The sequence below is a fragment of the Peptoniphilus phoceensis genome, assembly GCF_001517665.2.
Taxonomy (GTDB): domain Bacteria; phylum Bacillota; class Clostridia; order Tissierellales; family Peptoniphilaceae; genus Peptoniphilus_A; species Peptoniphilus_A timonensis.
Genome location: NZ_LN999809.1, coordinates 101,214 through 117,550, shown reverse-complemented (window position 1 = coordinate 117,550; position 16,337 = coordinate 101,214). Strand labels below are relative to the sequence as shown.

The window sequence follows — 16,337 nt, the reverse complement described above, 5'->3', positions numbered from 1 at the left end:
CCCTAAGAATTTATTATTTCCTCAATTGCTCTTCCTTCAACATTACCACCAGTGATTATAAGGACAAGTTTATCCCTATCATCAAATTTTATCTTTCCTTCTAAAATTGCACCAAGACCTATGGCAGAAGATGGCTCAACAATTAATTTTTCTTTATTATACAATAAATCTAGTGCTTTTTTAAGATATTTATCTTGGCATGTAACCACATCATCAACAAGATCTCTTACAATAGGAAAAATATTTTCTCCCGGCTTTACAGATAAAAGTCCATCAGCAAGAGTTTCTCCTCTTTTTACTTCTTTTGGCTCGCCTTTTTCTAAAGATAAAGTGTATCTAGAAACATTTTCTGGTTCAACACCAATGACTTCAGACCATCTCGTCACTCCCTTGGTGTACATGGCAATGCCAGAAATAAGTCCGCCACCACCAATTGGCACAATCATCTTCAAGTGGTCCATCTTGTTTAAAATTTCCACAGCTATAGTTCCTTGACCTTCAGATACATCTAAATCATCAAAGGGATGGATAAAAGTCATGCCTTCCTTTTCAGCAATTTCCTTTGCTACTTCAAATCTCTTTTCCACACTTGAAATGACAATTTCTGCACCAAGGTCTTTTATCATCTGTCTTTTTGTCTCAGTAGAAGTGTCTGGCAAGACAATTTTTGCAGGAATGCCAAGCATTTTTGCACAAGTTGCAATTCCCTTGCCGTGGTTGCCAGAAGATGCAGTTACAACACCTTTTTTTAATTCTTCATCAGAAAGTTTTCTAATTTTATTTAAGGCACCTCTTATCTTAAAAGAATTTGTCTTTTGCATATTTTCAAGTTTTGCATAGACAGAAGTGCCAAGCATCTCAGATATATAATTGAGTCTAATTAAGGGAGTTTCATAAACATAATCCCTAATCCTCTCTCTCGCCTTTATTGTCTCTTTATATCCATTTCTATAATCCATTATTTCTCCTTTATATAAACTATTTCATACTATACCTTTTTCTGATATTATAATACGCTAAAGTGAATTTGTAAAATAATTTTATAATATAAAAATTTTAAAAAAGAACTCCTCTTCACAAGGAGTTCCCAATAAAAATTTAGACTAGTTTTTTTATATAATCATTTATATTTTTATTTTTTTCTTCCAGATAATTTTCAAGATCTCTTATAATTTCCTCACCAGCAAAGGGATTCATAAAGTTATAAGTTCCAATTTCCACAGCACTTGCTCCAGCCATTAAAAATTCCAAGACGTCTTTGTAATTTGAAATTCCTCCCATGCCAATTATTGGAATATCAACATTTTTTGCAACTTGATGAAGAATTCTTAAAGCTATTGGTTTTACTGCTGGTCCAGATAAACCTGCATAGGTATTGTTAAAGACAATTTCTTCTCTATCTAAATCAATTGCCATTCCGAGAATTGTATTTATAAGAGAAAGACCTGTTGCTCCTTCAGCTTCCACAGCCTTGGCTATGCCAACAATATCTCCTGCGTTTGGTGAAAGTTTTACAAAAACTTTTTTGTTAGTAACTTTCATAACCTCTCTCACAACTTTTGCTGCAGACTCCTTGTCCATGCCAAAGGCCATTCCACCTTCTTTTACATTGGGGCAGGATATGTTTAGTTCTATAGCTGCAAAGTCATAATCATTTAAAATTTTTGCCGATTCAACATATTCTTCTATTGTATTGCCACCTAAATTTACAAATATTTCTGTGCCCAACTTATTCATGTCGTGGATTTTTGTCTCAACAAATTCTTCTACTCCTGGATTTTCAAGTCCAATAGAATTTAAAATTCCTGAAGGAGTTTCCCAAATTCTTATGCCTTCATTTCCCTTTTTTGGGTATCTAGTTATACCCTTAGAAGCAATTCCCCCTAGAATTTTGGGATCGTAAAAATTTTTAAATTCTTCTCCATATCCATAGGTTCCACTTGCCATAATTATTGGATTTTTTAATTTTATACCAGCTAAATTTATTTCAGTTCTAGAAGTCAAGTAAATCACTCCCCTTAAATATAGGTCCTTCTTTGCAAGATCTTTTTCTTCCCTTTTTTGTTTCACATGAACAAGATAAACAAGCTCCAAGGCCACAGCCCATTCTCTTTTCTAGGGATACATAAGTTTTTGTATCGTGTTGTCTTGCAAATTCAACAACTTTTTTCATCATAATTTCTGGTCCACAAGCATAAATTAATTTGTGATTTTCAAAATCAATTATATCTGTTATAAATCCACCTTTTTTTATTTTTATGTCGCATTCTATGTCCTTAAAAGCATTTTCAAGTTCAAGCTCTTCTCTTTCTCCTATGTAGAGAGTGATTTTTGAATCTTTTTTTAATTTTTGAATTTCTTTAATTAGATAGTGAAAAGGTGCCACGCCAACTCCACCGCCAACTAAGGCAACTTCATCTACATTTGCATAAAAGCTATTTCCAAAAGGACCAAATAATTTTATTTCATCACATTTTTCAAGTTTTTCTAAGATTTTTGTTCCCTCTCCTCTTTTTTCTATTAAGAAGTCAACTCCATCTGTGACATCGTAAACTGAAATTGGTCTTGAAAGTGTTGGATAGGATTCCCAAGCTCTCAACATAAAAAATTGTCCGGGATAAACTTTTACGTCTAAATCTGTCCTAAGTATAAAATAATCTTTACAAACTTCTATATTTTCTATAATCTTTGCCATATCATTCTCCATATTTGGTAACTGTATCGCAATACTCGCACTTGTATTCTTTTTTTGCCCTGTCATAGAGGTAAAATTTGTGACCAGGTATTTCTCTTTCGCTATTTGTTATGCATCTTGGATTTTTACAAATCAATACATCTTCCACAAGATCTGGCAATTCCATGCGTATTTTTTTTACTCTCTCGCCATCTTCAATAAAATTTACAGTTGTGTGAGGGGCAATGAGTCCCAAAACTGTAAAATCTAGATCATAGTCTGTTTCAATTTTTATTAAATCTTTTTTTCCCATTGAAGTTGAGTAAATATTTTGCATAAGCACAACGGCATCTGTGACTTTATCTAATTCTAGAGCCCTATAAAGCACATGAGCCTTTCCACTTTCTATGTGATCTAGTACAATTCCCTTTTTTATTTTTGAAACATTTATCATTTGTTAGCCTCCAAAAGTTTCATGATTAACGCCATTCTACCATACATGCCAAATTTTGTTTGCTCAAAGTAAACTGCCCTAGGGTCTTTATCCACTTCTGGTGCAATTTCATTTACTCTTGGTAGTGGGTGTAAAATTATCATATCTTCTTTTGCATTTTTTAATTTTTCTTCAGTTAAGATGTAGTAATCCTTTAATCTTTCGTATTCATCTGAAGACACAAATCTTTCTTTTTGAACTCTGGACATATAGAGGACATCCACTTTGTCAATTACACTTGCAAGGTCTCTTGTTTCAGAATAATTCTTTTCGTCAATAAAACTTTTAAAAGGATCTGGCATTTTTAATTCTTCTGGTGAAATAAATATAAATTTCACATTTTCATAACGATTTAAAGCTCTAACTAGTGAGTGAATTGTCCTTCCAAATTTTAAATCTCCACAAAGTCCCACAGTTAAGTTATCAAAGGATTTTTTATAATGTCTTATAGTTATTAAATCTGCAAGAGTTTGTGTTGGGTGAAAGTGTCCCCCATCTCCTGCATTTATAATTGGCATTGTCTTAACTACCTTTGATGCCATTAGTGCTGCTCCTTCTTTTGGATGACGCATGGCACAAATATCTGCATAATTTTCTATAACTCTTATGGTATCAAGTAAAGTTTCTCCCTTTGTAGATGAACTTACCCCTGCATCAGAAAAACCAATTACACGTCCTCCAAGTCTTAGCATTGCAGTTTCAAAAGATAGTCTTGTTCTCGTTGAAGGTTCAAAAAAAAGACTAGCTAATAACTTATTGTCGCAAACATGAGAATAACTAACGGGATTTGCAATAATGTCATCAACTAGTCTAAAAATTTCTTCGTATTCTTCAGTTGTAAAATCTAGTGGCTCTATTAAATGTTTCATCTTTACCTCCATCTAATATTTTATCTTTTCTATATTACTTCAAATTTTTATAATTGTAAAGTATAATAGAAAAAATATGTTATACTTTATCTAATAAAATTAAAGGAGTAGCTATGATTTATTTAATACTAGGACATTCAGGCTCTGGCAAGTCCACTATAAGAGATGCACTTACTAGCCACGGCCTCGAAAAAATAATCACTTATACAACTAGAAAGCCAAGGGCATCTGAAATTAATGGCATTGATTATAATTTTATTGATCAAGAAAATTTTAAAAAAATGGACGATGACAATCTTTTTATTGGAACAACTTGCTATGTTGGAAATTATTACTCAACTTTAAAAGAAGATCTAGAAAAAAATAATAATAAGGACAAGGACTGCATAATTGTCGTTGACAAGGAAGGCGTCCTTGCAATAAAAAAAGAATTTAAAAATACAATTTCCATCTATCTAAAGTGCTCCAAAGATACTTTAAGAGATAGGATGAAAAAAAGAAAAGACAATGAAAATGATATCGAAAAAAGGCTAAAAGTCTTAGAAGATTTGGACTCCTATTCTGACTACATCATTGATTCTGACAGGGATATAGACTCTGTCTTTGAAGATGTGATGAGTCTTATAAAAAATATTAAAGAAGGAAAATGATTTTCTTTTTCCTTGACAATTTAATTTCTAGTGTTATCATAAATTTATAAGTTAATAAAACTCTTCAGGGCGAGGTGCAATTCCTCACCGGCGGTAAAAGTCCGCGAGCGAAAGCTGAATTGGTGTAATTCCAATACCGACAGTATAGTCTGGATGAAAGAAGATAATTTTGAATTTTTTGAGCCCTGCATGGGCTCTTTTTTTATAGGTGATTTAATGTATATAGAAGATTTTAACGATGTCTTTTACATGGAACGTGCCCTTGAACTGGCAAAAGAAGGAATTGGAAAAACAAAAACCAATCCCCTAGTTGGCTGTGTAATTGTAAAAGATGAAAAAATAATTGGAGAGGGTGCTCACCTAAAATTTGGTGACAATCATGCTGAAGTAAATGCAATTTTAGATGCAAAAAATAAGGGAGAAGATATAAAAGGTGCTACACTTTATGTGAACTTGGAGCCTTGCTCTCATACTGGCAAAACTCCTCCCTGTGCCAATAGAATCGTTGAAGAAGGCATAAAAAGAGTTGTTATTGGAACTCTCGATCCCTTCCCTAAAGTTTCTGGCAGAGGTGTGAAGATCTTAGAAGACGCAGGAATTTCTGTAACAGAAGGTCTTTTAGAAGAAGAATGTTTAAATCTAAATGAAAGATTTTTTACTTACTTAAAAAATAATAGACCCTTTGTAGTTCTAAAAGCTGGCATGTCCCTTGATGGTAAAATTGCAACAGAAAGTGGCGAATCAAAATGGATTACATCAGAATTTTCAAGAGCTCAATCTCACGAACTAAGAGGACAACTTGATGCAATAATGGTGGGAATTGGAACAGTTTTATCTGATGATCCAAGTCTTAATGTTCGCCATGGAAAATATAGAAATAATCCCATTAGGATAATAACAGATTCAAAACTTAGAATCCCCCTTGATGCCAAAGTATTAAGAGACGATTTAGATTCTATTGCTATTCTTGCAACTACAAAAAATTGCGACAAAGAAAAATTAGAAAAGCTAAAAGAAATGAAAAATGTTGAAGTTTTAATATGTGAGGAAAAAGAAAATAAGGTTGATTTAATAGATCTTATGGAAAAGTTAAAAGACTACGACATATCTTCTATCCTTCTTGAAGGCGGAAGAACTTTAAATGCAGAAATGTTAAAAAATAATTTAGTTGATAAGTTTTATTTTTTCATTGCTCCAATCCTACTTGGATCCAAGGGACTTTCTGCCATAGGAGATCTTGAAATAAAGGATTTAAAAGATTCAATAAAAATAAAAGATATGACCTGCGAAAAACTATTTGATGACATAATAGTCACTGGAAGGTGTGATTAAAATTTTCACTGGAATAATAGAAGAAATTGGAAATTTAATAGACATAAAAAAAGATAGTGACCTCTATTGTCTAAAAGTTTCATGCAAAAAAGTTTTGGAAGAGACAAAAATTGGCGACTCAATTGCGACAAATGGAGTTTGCTTAACTGTTACAGAACTTGGAGAAGATTTTTATAAGGCAGATGTAATGGTGGAAACTATTAATTCTACCACTTTTAAAAATTTAAAAAGAGGAGAAAAATTAAATCTCGAAAGAGCTTTAAGCCCCCTAAAAAGACTTGATGGTCACATAGTTCAAGGCCATGTTGATGGACTTGGCGAAATTATGTCAATCCTAAATCACGGTAATGAGATTGTCTACAGGATAAAATTTGATTCTGATAATTTCAAATACATTGCTCCTAAGGGCTCCATTGCCCTTGATGGCATTAGTCTTACTGTTTCAAAACTTGGAAGAAATTATTTTGAAGTTTCAATAATTCCAACTACTATAAGAGATACAAATCTTATCAATAAAAAAGTTGGCGATGAGATAAATATTGAAACAGATATTATTGGTCGTTATGTCTACAATTTTATAAACACAAAAGAAGAAAGTAAAATAAGCAAAAGTTTTTTGTTAGAAAATGGTTTTTAAAATATAGGAGAAAAAAATGAAAGTAAATTCAATTGAAGAAGTTGTTGATGCTCTTAAAAAGGGCGAAATTGTCATAGTAACTGATGAGCCTGACAGAGAAAATGAAGGCGATATGATTCAAGCTGCAGAATTTGCCACAGGAGAAAGTTTAAATACTATGGCTTCTCTTGCAAAGGGACTTATTTGTATGCCAATGTCAAAGGAATATGCAGAGAAATTAAAATTAAACCAAATGGTAGCAGATAACACTGATAACCACGAAACTGCCTTCACAGTTTCTGTTGACCACATCGAAACTACAACTGGTATTTCAGCTTGGGAAAGAGCTTTAACAGCAAATAAGCTTACAGAAGATGATGCAAAGCCAGAAGATTTTAGAAGACCAGGTCACATGTTTCCCCTTGTGGCAAAAAAAGATGGAATATTTGTAAGACGTGGACACACTGAAGCAACTGTTGATCTTTTAAAAATTGCTGGTCTAAAAGAAGTTGGATTATGTTGTGAAATTATGCAAGATGATGGTCACATGATGCGTGGTGAAGATCTTTTTAAACTTGCAAAAAAATTGGACATGAAAATCACAACAACAGAAGAGCTTTTGCTTTACAGAAAAAGACACGAAAAGATTATAGAAAAAGTTGCAGAAGCAAAACTTCCTACAAAGTTCGGCGATTTTAGGGCTCATGCTTATATTGATAAGGTTACTGGTGAACATCACATTGCCCTTGTAAAAGGAGATATTGGGGATGGAATGGATGTATTAACAAGAGTTCACTCTGAATGTTTGACTGGTGATTGTTTTGGTTCATCAAGATGCGATTGTGGAAATCAACTTCACCTTGCCATGAGTCAAATTGACAAGGAAGGAAGAGGAATTTTATTATACATGCGTCAAGAAGGTCGTGGAATTGGTCTTGTGAATAAAATCAAAGCCTATGCTCTACAAGATCAAGGGATGGATACAGTGGAAGCAAATCTAGCTTTGGGTTTCCCTGAAGATGCTAGAGATTATTCAACTGGAGCACAAATCTTGCAAGACCTTGGAGTTAAAGAATTAAGACTTCTTACTAATAATCCTGACAAAGTTTATTCTCTTCAAGAATTTGGAATGATAATAAAAGAAAGAGTTCCAATAGAAATTCACTCAACTAAACATGACGAATTTTATTTGAGAACTAAAGCTGAAAAGATGAACCACATCTTATCTGAATTTACTAAGTAAAATAAAAAATAATATATATTTGGAGGAAATATGAAAATTTACAGTGCAAATTTACAATCTCAAGGAAAAAAATATGCAATAGTTTTAGCTAGATTTAATGAATTTATAGTTTCAAAACTATTAGATGGATGTCTAGATGGACTAAAAAGACACGGGGTAAAAGACGATGAAATCGAAGTAATTTGGGTTCCAGGATCTTTTGAAATTCCCCTAGCTGCAAAATCTCTTGCATTGACAAAAAAATATGACGCAGTAATTGCTCTTGGAGCAGTTATAAGAGGAGCAACAAGTCACTATGAACTTGTATCAGCAGAAGTTGCCAAGGGAATAGCTTCATCTTCACTTGAAACTGGAGTGCCAATTATTTTTGGTGTTATTACAACAGAAAACATAGAACAAGCTATTGAAAGAGCAGGAACAAAAGCTGGCAATAAGGGCTTTGATGCCGCAACAGCTGCTATTGAAATGGCAAATCTTCTAGGTGAAATTCGTGGATAAAAATCCTATAAGAGATGAATTTAAAAATGTCAAAAGCATAATTTTTGATTTTGACGGAACTCTCCACAACACCATAAAAATTTACTACCCAGCTTTTTCTGAGGGAGTAAAAATTTTAAGAGAAAATGGTTTTGCAAAAGACTTTGAATTATCTGAAGAAAATGTATCAAAATTTTTAGGTGAAAAACCAAACTTTGCCTACGACCTTTTGGCAAAAGACGCTGATGAAAAATTAAAAAAAGATGTAATGACTCATGTTGGAAAAAAGATGGATGAAAACATTGCAAGTGGCATTGGAAAACTTTATAAAGGCACAGTAAAAGTTTTAGAAGAACTTTATCAAAACTATGATTTGTATATACTCTCCAACTGCCGTGAATCCTATCTTGAAAATGCTCTTGATGTCTACAAGATAAAAAAATATTTTAAAAATTATTATGCAGCAGAAACTTTTGATTACATTCCTAAAGACGATATCATAAAAAGAGAAAGAAAAAATCTAAGAGAAGAAATCATATTTATTGGCGACAGACACCACGACATACTTGCTGCCAAAAATAATGACTTAAAAAGCATTTTCTGCTCCTATGGATTTGGAGATGAAAGTGAAGGAAAGGACGCAAATTACAAGATTTCTTCCATAGAAGAACTTTTAGAAATCTTATAAAATAATTTATTAAAAATAACTTAAAAATATTAGTAAAATTATATTTAATATCTACAAAAATAATTTATCAAAAACCCTAACAAAAAAGGAGGACTTCACCGTCCTCCAAATTTTTTTATCCTAATTTATATTTAAAACTTATTTTATATTTTATTTAAAAGATTTTGCCTTTTCCCTTGATGCCTTCCAAAGTTCATTTGCCTTTTTGTTCCAATTCATTGCATAAGGAGTTGTCTTTTCTTGCAAATCTTCTGCACTTTCTGCTTCGATCATGTCAGTGTTTTTTGCTCCAGAGTCATTTACTATCTTAGTAAGTCGTCCTGGATTTTCAAGCATTGGACATGGTTTTAAAAGATTCTTGTTAAAAGGTTGATTGTCATGGAAGCCCATAAATAGCGGACTCATTAGACATTCTTTAATAGTTTTTTCCCTAATATTTGAGTCAGAATAGTGGATAAATACACAAGGTTCCATATCTCCAAGAGAGTTTATGTGGAAATAATTCTTTCCACCAGCTATACAACCATTTATAAATTCTCCATCATTTTGAAAATCTATTGTGAAAATATTTTGAGGATATGCAGCTGATCTTATTTCTCTAACTTTATGATATACATATTCCCTTTGATCTGGGTCAAGAAGAAGACTTGTGTCTGCTCCCTTTCCAACTGGCATGTAGTGGAAATACCAAGCAAGTTTACATCCATGATCCACAAGCATCTTTATAAAATCATCATCAGTTACATATTTATAGTTCTTGCTTGTGTAGCAAATGGAAGCACCATAAAGAAGTTTATTTTCCTTCATAAGGTCCATTGCCTTCATAACCTTTTGGAAAACTCCCTCTCCTCTTCTAAAGTCCGTTGATTCTTCTGTACCTTCTATACTTAGGGCGAAGGAAATATTTCCAGCTTCTTTTACTTCTTTACAAAATTCTTCATCAATTAAAGTTCCATTTGTAAAAACGTGGAAAGCAGAATCATTAAATTCCTTTGCAAGTTTTATAACATCATCTTTTCTAACAAGAGGTTCCCCACCTGTTAAAATAAAGAAATAAGTTCCTAGTTCATCTCCTTGTCTTACTATGCTTGCCATTTCATCATAAGTTAAATTATTTTTGTGACCATATTCAGCAGCCCAGCATCCAGTGCATTTTAAGTTGCAGGCAGAAGTTGGGTCAAATAAAATAGTCCAAGGAATATTGCAGTTGTACTCTTTTTGCAATCTATTTCTCATTGCATTTCCAGTATAAGCAGCATTATAGCCAATATTTTTTACAGACGTCTTGACAATATTTTCGTCAATTTCATTTACTATATCACTCCCAAAGGAAACCCACTTGGAATTTTCATCCTTTAATTCATTTCTAACTCTTTCAAGAGCAACCTTAGCACTGTTTTCATCACTAGATTTAGGCATTAAGAATTGATCAAAAACATTAACTACCTCAAGCATTCCCTTTTGAGGGTCTTTTTTTATTCTCTTGTAGGCTAAGTTGAGAGCTCCAGAAAAAAGTTTTTCTTTATTCTTTTCTACAAATGTTTTTTCTTTAGAAGTATCATTTTCCTTACTTAAAACATCTTCTTTATATTTAGTATTCATCAATTAACCTCCCATATACATAAGTAAAATATTTTCTGAACAACGTTCAATTTAATTCTATTTTACTATAAATAATGAGATTTTTAAAGCTTTTACGACAAATTCTTTGAAGAAATTAATTATTTCTTTGAATTATTCATATTTTTTAATATTCTAAAGTGATTTTATTAAAAAATTATAATAAAATAGTTAACTTTTCCCTTTTCTACAAAATTTTTATCACATTTAGATTCAAAATAATGTGGATAATTTGCAAAAAGATATAAAGATGATTGTAAATAATTATTATAAATTTATTACATTTAAAAATCCCTAGCAAAACTACTAGGGAAATAATCTAAAATTTTTTATTAAATTATTTTAAAATAATGTTTATTCCCAAGATTAATTGAAGAAAATACATAAATATAACAACTTTATCAAACTTTCTTGGAATTGCAATAATCCAAATAGTCATGAAGAAATACTCATACTGTTTACATGACCTATCTAAAATAAAATATCTTATAAGAATCTAAAAAGAATCAATTATTCCAAGGTCGATAGATTTTTTCATAAGCTCTTGATAGTTATTAATATTAAGCTTTTGATAAATTCGATTTAACATGACTGCAAGGGACCTCTCAGAAATAAAAAGCTCCTTAGCAACATCCCCTCTTTTTAATCCTGAGCAATAAAGTTTTATAATTTCTATTTCTTTTTCTGTCAAGCTTTCCACAATTTTTCTTTCTTTAAAAAATTTTTTATCATGAAGATAAACTTCTTTTAATTTAGTTTTAAGTTTATCCATATCTTCTTCTTTTGAAATAAAGGCATAAGCACCAATGTTTTTTGCTCTTTCGGCATAAAAAAGTAGATCATAACCAGACAAAATTACTATTTTTATAAACTCATCTTCTTTTAAAATCCTTTCTGCTAAATCCAGTCCATTTAAATTAACTTCGAAACCATTTAAATTAATATCAATAATTAAAATGTCATAATTTCTCAAAAATTTAATATCCCCTATTTTTTGTAAATCTTTTAATAAATCAATTTGAAAAAAATCGTCTTTCTCTAAAAAATCCTTTAAGGATATTGCCATCATTTTATGATCTTCTATTAATAAAATTTTCATTCACAATCTCCTCTTGAATTGGCAAGTTAATAATAAATTCAACATAAGCCTCATCTTTTATTTCTTTTTCAAAATTGTTTTTAATTACAAGTTTTCCACCATAAATATTTAAGCTCTCTTCTATAAATTTAATTCCAGATCGATTTATCTTCTTAAAATCTCTATCCAGGTAGTCATCAAAATTTCTAATTGTCAATAGTATATTTTTATCTTTTATTTCTAAGCTCAACTCCGAAAAATAGCCCTTAGAATGCTTGTAAAAATTAGTAACTATTTCGTGAATAAACTTATAAATTATCTTGTCATAAGGATCTGGCATGAAAATATTTTGGTCGCAATAAAATTCAATATGTTTATCACTTGCATACATATTTTTTAAAGAGTTTATAAGTTCACTATAAATCTCATATTGATTAATCCCATCTATAAAAATTGGATCTATCAAACTTATTTTGAGTCTAATTTTTTTAATCAAGTTATGGTGAATTTCTAGTGATTTCTTAATATTTTTTGTGTCCTCTTCTAAAAATTTTTTTGATAAAATAATGTCTTGTAAAATATCATCGTGCAAAAATCTCAGGTTTCTTTTTTCAAAATTTTCCGAAAAATCTTTAGCCATTTTGTTATTATATAAAAACTTTTCATAAGAAGACTTATTATTTTCAATTTTTCTTATCTTTATTATCATTTCAATATTTATCATATTTAAGAAAAAAATTAGGGCAAAAAGTATTGCTAAGCTATAATTTTTTATAAAATTCTCAAAAATTATAGTAGAGCTTACAATGAATATAAAATATAAGGGATTAGAATAAAAATTCAAAATTACTTTTTTTAAATTACTTTCCATAGAAATTATAAAAATTAAAATTGAAAGTTCAGCCACAAACAAGATTATAAATTCTCTAAGATAAATGTAATCAAAAACTGGTATGAAATAAGTTATCACGAAAAACATCAAATAAATAAAACTTATAAGAAATACATTTAATAACAATTTACGGCTATATTTTTTTATTTGCCTTCTATATGTAAAAACAATAATAATAGGAAATAAAGCTATTGAAATTCTTAAAAATTTTAATATATTTATGTGAAGTAGATTATTAAAATAATTTAAAATAAAAGAAAATAGGAAGATACTACAAACAAGATAGTTTATATATCTCCATTTAATCTCTTTTACACAATCTAGAAATATATATAAATTAGAAAAAATCAAAAGATAAGTAAATCCTAGGCTAACTTCATAAGTATATTTAAAATTTATTTTGTATTTGTAAAAGAAGATATAATCAAGCAAAATCCATAATGAAAATAAAACTACTAAAGAGCTGTGGTCGAAGATAATTTTTTTGTTATCAGCTAATAAAAAAGTTAAAAGAGAAATATTATTTAAAAAGCTTAGGGAGAATAAAAAATACATTCCACTAAAATCTCTAAGCTTATAAATTTTTGCAGAATAAAATAATATGTAAAGCCCTATAAAAACATAGGCTATTAAAATACTTGCCCTCAAAAATTTTTTGTCCCTAGTCATATTCCCCTCCTTCAAATTTTTCTTTACAAGCTTATTATACATTAAAAATTAAAAGGTCCTAAATTAATAGAACCTTTTAAAAGTCAATTATTTTAAAAAAGTATATCCATCTTTTTCTATTACACCTGAATATTCACCATAATAAATATTTTTGTCCATTTTAACTGAGTCTGGATTGAATTTTAAATCTCCCCTGTATTTTACCAAACCCTTGTTAGTCTTATAAGTAATATATTCAGGAAAGCTGTAGGCATCATATCTTCTCTTTACACTTGTAATTTCCATTTCACTTTTAAAGCCGTTAAATAAAAACAATATACCCATCATAATAAATATTACAAAAATTATTGTTTTTTTATTTTTAGTAAACCAACGCATAGCTTGCATACCCAACATCATATAATGTTCCTTCATAAATTGCACGATATGTATTATCGCTTTCTTTTTGAATAGAATTCCTATCGATTTTTAAATTACCTCTAAATTTTTTTCCTGCTCTAAAATCTGTATATAAAATAAAAGAAGGGAAATTTCTATCATATCTATATTTAACTATCTGCACAAAAATTGTATCATCGTCGAACCCTAATTTTTCATCATTTGCAGATACTGTAGAAATAAAACTTAAAAATAATACAAAAAAACTTAAGAAAATAACAAATTATTTTTTCATAATTTACCCCTTTTAAAATAACTCATTAATCTTAATTTTTATACTTTCATCTATTGGCTATTTTTTGTTAATCTTATTTAAAAGTAAATCCTTCTGGTTTTATTGTGCCACTATATTCTGCATAATATTTTTCAGAATTCGGATCTTTTTTTATTTTATTTTCATTTAATTTTAACTCAATTTTAAATTCCATCAAACCTTTTTTTTCTTTATATATAATCTTTTTTGGAAAGTTCATTGAATAGCTTGCCTCAATTTTTACAAATTCTTTTTCTTCTTTAGAATCAAAAAATAAAAGTAAAAAAATACTTAAAAAAATCAAAATTGATAATAAAATATTTTTTATTTTTTTTCCATTATTAGTATGATACATATTATTAAGACCTATATACTAAGTATACTTTTAATAATTTCCGCAGTAATATCTTTTACATTACCATATTTATCAATATTTACTACAGTAGGAACAGTGGAAATGTTATATTTTTTAATTATTTTATTTTTGTTTTTTAAATCACTATTAGTATTATACATTAAAATTTTCTCTTCTCTTTTTTTATTATATACTTTTATTTTTTCTGTAAGATTTTTACAAGCAGGGCAATCATCTCTGTAAAAATATATTTTTCCTACATAGCTTTTGTTTAATCTTATAAGCTTAAGTGAATTTATCGTACCATATTCGTATTCTATAATCTCTTTTTTTGCTTGATTAAATATAGATAAGTTTAGAAAAAATAGAAATACAAATAATAAACAAAGTATCAATTTTAATTTTTTATAATTATACTTTAAAAATAAATATAAGAGAATAATAGAAGGAAATATTAATAAATTTAATCTATAAAATAATTTTAAATTATAAATTGAATAATCCCTCAAATAACCATTTAAATAGATATTATAAGCAATTAATATTATTAGTATTCCATAAGCATATGATAAAAATATTTTACTCTTATTAATTCTATTCATATTAACCTCGATATAATGTCAATGTTAAGGATTGCAACCTGCTAATATAGTTTGACTCATAGAAACATTTGGTCTCCATGGTTCTAAATTCCACGGTCTTTTGTCCGCAGCATACATATTATGACACTTAAATTGTTTATACATACCTCTTTCGTTACTCCAATTCGGACTAGAACGATGCATATATACAACTTCCGTCCAAGCATCTTCTAAAGTTGAATCTAAATAAAATGTTTTTCTTGGATATAGTGACAATGAAACTCCTTCAGTCCTATGTTGCCAATATCCATCGCTAAAATAGTTATAGTAATTTCCTGCAACAACTTGACTTATTCCCACTGTAATTTTTACTGGATATATAACTTCCCCTTCATTAATAAAACTATGTTGTATCCTTTTTCCAATTTTCCTAGTTACTATTTTTAATTTTTGTCCATTTGAATCTATGGCACTCAGATTAGTAATAAGCCCAACATTTCTATTATCTGATTTAATAATATAGGAACCATCATTATTTAATTTACCATCCTCCTTTACACTTTCAGGAAAAATAATTTTGCATTCTGACTTAAAATCCATATCATATTCTAGGGATTTTTCTTCATCACTATTTAAATTCTTTTCTATAGTTAATTCATTACTAAAAGAATCATCATTTGACAAGATTGTTGAATTATCTAATAAATGACCATCTATATTCTTTATAATAAAATCAGAAAATTCTACTTTATTTACATAGCTAAAATTTTTGTGATAACATTCCCTAAAAGTATCCTCACTTTTTTCTGTCTCAGCAAAAGTTGGTATAATAAACCCAGTTGAAATAGCAATTAAAGTTAAACATAAAATAATCTTTTTCACAATTTACCTCCTAATTCTCAAAAAAATAACTAAAACCTTCTCTATTTTGTATACAAAATAATTTATATTAAATCATAAATTTATCAGCCATTTATATTTAAATCTTTTGTTAAAAATTATGTGATTTTTTAAATCTAAAATAAATTATTAATGAAGCTATTTGAATGAAAATTTATAGTTTCTTTAATTATATTATAACTGCTTATAAATTATTGTCAGTTAACTTTTGTGCAAACTTTATTTAAAAGTAAAAGATTCTGGTCTTATTGTACCGCTGTATTCTGCGTAATACTTATCTGAATTTGGATCTTTTTTTATACTATTTTCCTTTAATTTTAAATCTATTTTATATTCTATTAAAGCTTTTTTCTCCTTATATGTAATTTTTTCTGGGAAAATTCTTCCATATCCACTTTTGATTTTTGTGATAGGCTCTTCTTTTGGAATTCCAAAAATTAAAAATAATATTAAAGTGGATAAAATTAAAATTGAAATAATGAAATATTTTATTTTTATATTTTTCATCT

General features: G+C 29.1%; 19 protein-coding genes and 1 riboswitch. Of the genes, 6 read left to right on the top strand and 13 right to left on the bottom strand.

The annotated features are described in order from the left end of the window. Positions 1–2: 2 nt before the first annotated feature. The 5 genes from BN3657_RS04810 to pyrB all read right to left on the bottom strand — a co-directional run bounded on the left by BN3657_RS04810 (position 3) and on the right by pyrB (position 4,036). Complete coding sequence (locus BN3657_RS04810; protein WP_062551985.1) at positions 3–959, bottom strand: threonine ammonia-lyase; 957 nt, start codon at positions 957–959, stop codon at positions 3–5. A gap of 139 nt (positions 960–1,098) precedes the next feature. Continuing rightward, positions 1,099–2,004: a dihydroorotate dehydrogenase gene (locus tag BN3657_RS04805; protein WP_074017843.1), complete on the bottom strand. Its 906-nt coding sequence runs from the start codon at positions 2,002–2,004 to the stop codon at positions 1,099–1,101. Further along, complete coding sequence (locus tag BN3657_RS04800; RefSeq protein ID WP_082676829.1) at positions 1,994–2,695, bottom strand: dihydroorotate dehydrogenase electron transfer subunit; 702 nt, start codon at positions 2,693–2,695, stop codon at positions 1,994–1,996. Before BN3657_RS04800 ends, BN3657_RS04805 begins: the two co-directional genes overlap by 11 nt. A gap of 1 nt (position 2,696) precedes the next feature. Then, complete coding sequence (locus tag BN3657_RS04795) at positions 2,697–3,128, bottom strand: aspartate carbamoyltransferase regulatory subunit (RefSeq protein ID WP_062551983.1); 432 nt, start codon at positions 3,126–3,128, stop codon at positions 2,697–2,699. Next, a complete protein-coding gene (pyrB, locus tag BN3657_RS04790) occupies positions 3,125–4,036 on the bottom strand; it encodes an aspartate carbamoyltransferase (protein WP_062551982.1) in 912 nt (303 codons plus the stop codon). Before pyrB ends, BN3657_RS04795 begins: the two co-directional genes overlap by 4 nt. Positions 4,037–4,149: 113 nt before the next feature. On the opposite strand from pyrB, the gene BN3657_RS04785 reads away from it, so the two are divergent. The 6 genes from BN3657_RS04785 to BN3657_RS04760 all read left to right on the top strand — a co-directional run bounded on the left by BN3657_RS04785 (position 4,150) and on the right by BN3657_RS04760 (position 9,042). Next, positions 4,150–4,686, top strand: coding sequence for a guanylate kinase (locus BN3657_RS04785; RefSeq protein WP_019137942.1), 537 nt, complete (start codon positions 4,150–4,152; stop codon positions 4,684–4,686). A 56-nt stretch (positions 4,687–4,742) separates the two neighbouring features. Further along, a riboswitch (FMN riboswitch) is annotated at positions 4,743–4,855 on the top strand. Between the two features lie 47 nt (positions 4,856–4,902). Continuing rightward, positions 4,903–6,018: a bifunctional diaminohydroxyphosphoribosylaminopyrimidine deaminase/5-amino-6-(5-phosphoribosylamino)uracil reductase RibD gene (gene ribD, locus BN3657_RS04780; RefSeq protein ID WP_062552550.1), complete on the top strand. Its 1,116-nt coding sequence runs from the start codon at positions 4,903–4,905 to the stop codon at positions 6,016–6,018. Then, positions 6,011–6,655 carry a riboflavin synthase gene (locus BN3657_RS04775; protein ID WP_222859621.1) on the top strand — a complete coding sequence of 215 codons (645 nt, stop codon included), beginning with the start codon at positions 6,011–6,013 and terminating at the stop codon, positions 6,653–6,655. Before ribD ends, BN3657_RS04775 begins: the two co-directional genes overlap by 8 nt. A gap of 16 nt (positions 6,656–6,671) precedes the next feature. Further along, a complete protein-coding gene (locus tag BN3657_RS04770) occupies positions 6,672–7,877 on the top strand; it encodes a bifunctional 3,4-dihydroxy-2-butanone-4-phosphate synthase/GTP cyclohydrolase II (RefSeq protein WP_062551981.1) in 1,206 nt (401 codons plus the stop codon). A 30-nt stretch (positions 7,878–7,907) separates the two neighbouring features. After that, a complete protein-coding gene (gene ribH / locus BN3657_RS04765; protein WP_062551980.1) occupies positions 7,908–8,375 on the top strand; it encodes a 6,7-dimethyl-8-ribityllumazine synthase in 468 nt (155 codons plus the stop codon). Next, the gene (locus BN3657_RS04760) at positions 8,368–9,042 is read left to right on the top strand and encodes an HAD family hydrolase (protein ID WP_062551979.1); all 675 of its coding nucleotides are present in this window, start codon (positions 8,368–8,370) and stop codon (positions 9,040–9,042) included. The genes ribH and BN3657_RS04760 overlap by 8 nt, the downstream gene beginning before the upstream one ends. A 150-nt stretch (positions 9,043–9,192) precedes the next feature. Here the strand turns inward: BN3657_RS04760 and BN3657_RS04755 are convergent, their stop codons facing one another. The 8 genes from BN3657_RS04755 to BN3657_RS04720 form a co-directional block, all read right to left on the bottom strand. Further along, on the bottom strand, positions 9,193–10,644 hold the full coding sequence (locus tag BN3657_RS04755; RefSeq protein WP_062551978.1) for a radical SAM protein: 1,452 nt from the start codon (positions 10,642–10,644) through the stop codon (positions 9,193–9,195). A gap of 514 nt (positions 10,645–11,158) precedes the next feature. Continuing rightward, entirely contained in the window at positions 11,159–11,761 is a 603-nt protein-coding gene (locus BN3657_RS04750; protein WP_062551977.1) for a DNA-binding response regulator, read from the bottom strand. Continuing rightward, positions 11,733–12,464 (bottom strand): hypothetical protein, encoded by a 732-nt coding sequence (locus tag BN3657_RS08435; RefSeq protein WP_144020121.1) that lies wholly within the window; start codon positions 12,462–12,464, stop codon positions 11,733–11,735. Before BN3657_RS08435 ends, BN3657_RS04750 begins: the two co-directional genes overlap by 29 nt. Before the next feature lie 924 nt (positions 12,465–13,388). Then, a complete protein-coding gene (locus BN3657_RS04740) occupies positions 13,389–13,715 on the bottom strand; it encodes a hypothetical protein (protein ID WP_144020120.1) in 327 nt (108 codons plus the stop codon). Positions 13,716–14,047: 332 nt separating this feature from the next. After that, on the bottom strand, positions 14,048–14,347 hold the full coding sequence (locus BN3657_RS04735) for a hypothetical protein (protein WP_062551975.1): 300 nt from the start codon (positions 14,345–14,347) through the stop codon (positions 14,048–14,050). 11 nt (positions 14,348–14,358) lie between these two features. Continuing rightward, positions 14,359–14,949 (bottom strand): thioredoxin domain-containing protein, encoded by a 591-nt coding sequence (locus BN3657_RS04730; RefSeq protein ID WP_019137931.1) that lies wholly within the window; start codon positions 14,947–14,949, stop codon positions 14,359–14,361. A 24-nt stretch (positions 14,950–14,973) separates the two neighbouring features. After that, positions 14,974–15,810 (bottom strand): DUF2599 domain-containing protein, encoded by an 837-nt coding sequence (locus BN3657_RS04725; protein ID WP_062551974.1) that lies wholly within the window; start codon positions 15,808–15,810, stop codon positions 14,974–14,976. Between the two features lie 237 nt (positions 15,811–16,047). Continuing rightward, complete coding sequence (locus tag BN3657_RS04720) at positions 16,048–16,335, bottom strand: hypothetical protein (RefSeq protein ID WP_062551973.1); 288 nt, start codon at positions 16,333–16,335, stop codon at positions 16,048–16,050. Positions 16,336–16,337: the final 2 nt, after the last annotated feature.

What these genes read in the sequence shown, in the direction of transcription:
- BN3657_RS04810 (WP_062551985.1), bottom strand. Translation starts at nt 959, where the DNA reads ATGGATTATAGAAATGGATATAAAGAGACAATAAAGGCGAGAGAGAGG.
- BN3657_RS04800 (WP_082676829.1), bottom strand. Translation starts at nt 2,695, where the DNA reads ATGGCAAAGATTATAGAAAATATAGAAGTTTGTAAAGATTATTTTATA.
- BN3657_RS04795 (WP_062551983.1), bottom strand. Translation starts at nt 3,128, where the DNA reads ATGATAAATGTTTCAAAAATAAAAAAGGGAATTGTACTAGATCACATA.
- pyrB (WP_062551982.1), bottom strand. Translation starts at nt 4,036, where the DNA reads ATGAAACATTTAATAGAGCCACTAGATTTTACAACTGAAGAATACGAA.
- BN3657_RS04785 (WP_019137942.1), top strand. Translation starts at nt 4,150, where the DNA reads ATGATTTATTTAATACTAGGACATTCAGGCTCTGGCAAGTCCACTATA.
- ribD (WP_062552550.1), top strand. Translation starts at nt 4,903, where the DNA reads ATGTATATAGAAGATTTTAACGATGTCTTTTACATGGAACGTGCCCTT.
- BN3657_RS04770 (WP_062551981.1), top strand. Translation starts at nt 6,672, where the DNA reads ATGAAAGTAAATTCAATTGAAGAAGTTGTTGATGCTCTTAAAAAGGGC.
- ribH (WP_062551980.1), top strand. Translation starts at nt 7,908, where the DNA reads ATGAAAATTTACAGTGCAAATTTACAATCTCAAGGAAAAAAATATGCA.
- BN3657_RS04755 (WP_062551978.1), bottom strand. Translation starts at nt 10,644, where the DNA reads ATGAATACTAAATATAAAGAAGATGTTTTAAGTAAGGAAAATGATACT.
- BN3657_RS04750 (WP_062551977.1), bottom strand. Translation starts at nt 11,761, where the DNA reads ATGAAAATTTTATTAATAGAAGATCATAAAATGATGGCAATATCCTTA.
- BN3657_RS08435 (WP_144020121.1), bottom strand. Translation starts at nt 12,464, where the DNA reads ATGATAAATATTGAAATGATAATAAAGATAAGAAAAATTGAAAATAAT.
- BN3657_RS04740 (WP_144020120.1), bottom strand. Translation starts at nt 13,715, where the DNA reads ATGAAGGAACATTATATGATGTTGGGTATGCAAGCTATGCGTTGGTTT.
- BN3657_RS04735 (WP_062551975.1), bottom strand. Translation starts at nt 14,347, where the DNA reads ATGTATCATACTAATAATGGAAAAAAAATAAAAAATATTTTATTATCA.
- BN3657_RS04730 (WP_019137931.1), bottom strand. Translation starts at nt 14,949, where the DNA reads ATGAATAGAATTAATAAGAGTAAAATATTTTTATCATATGCTTATGGA.
- BN3657_RS04720 (WP_062551973.1), bottom strand. Translation starts at nt 16,335, where the DNA reads ATGAAAAATATAAAAATAAAATATTTCATTATTTCAATTTTAATTTTA.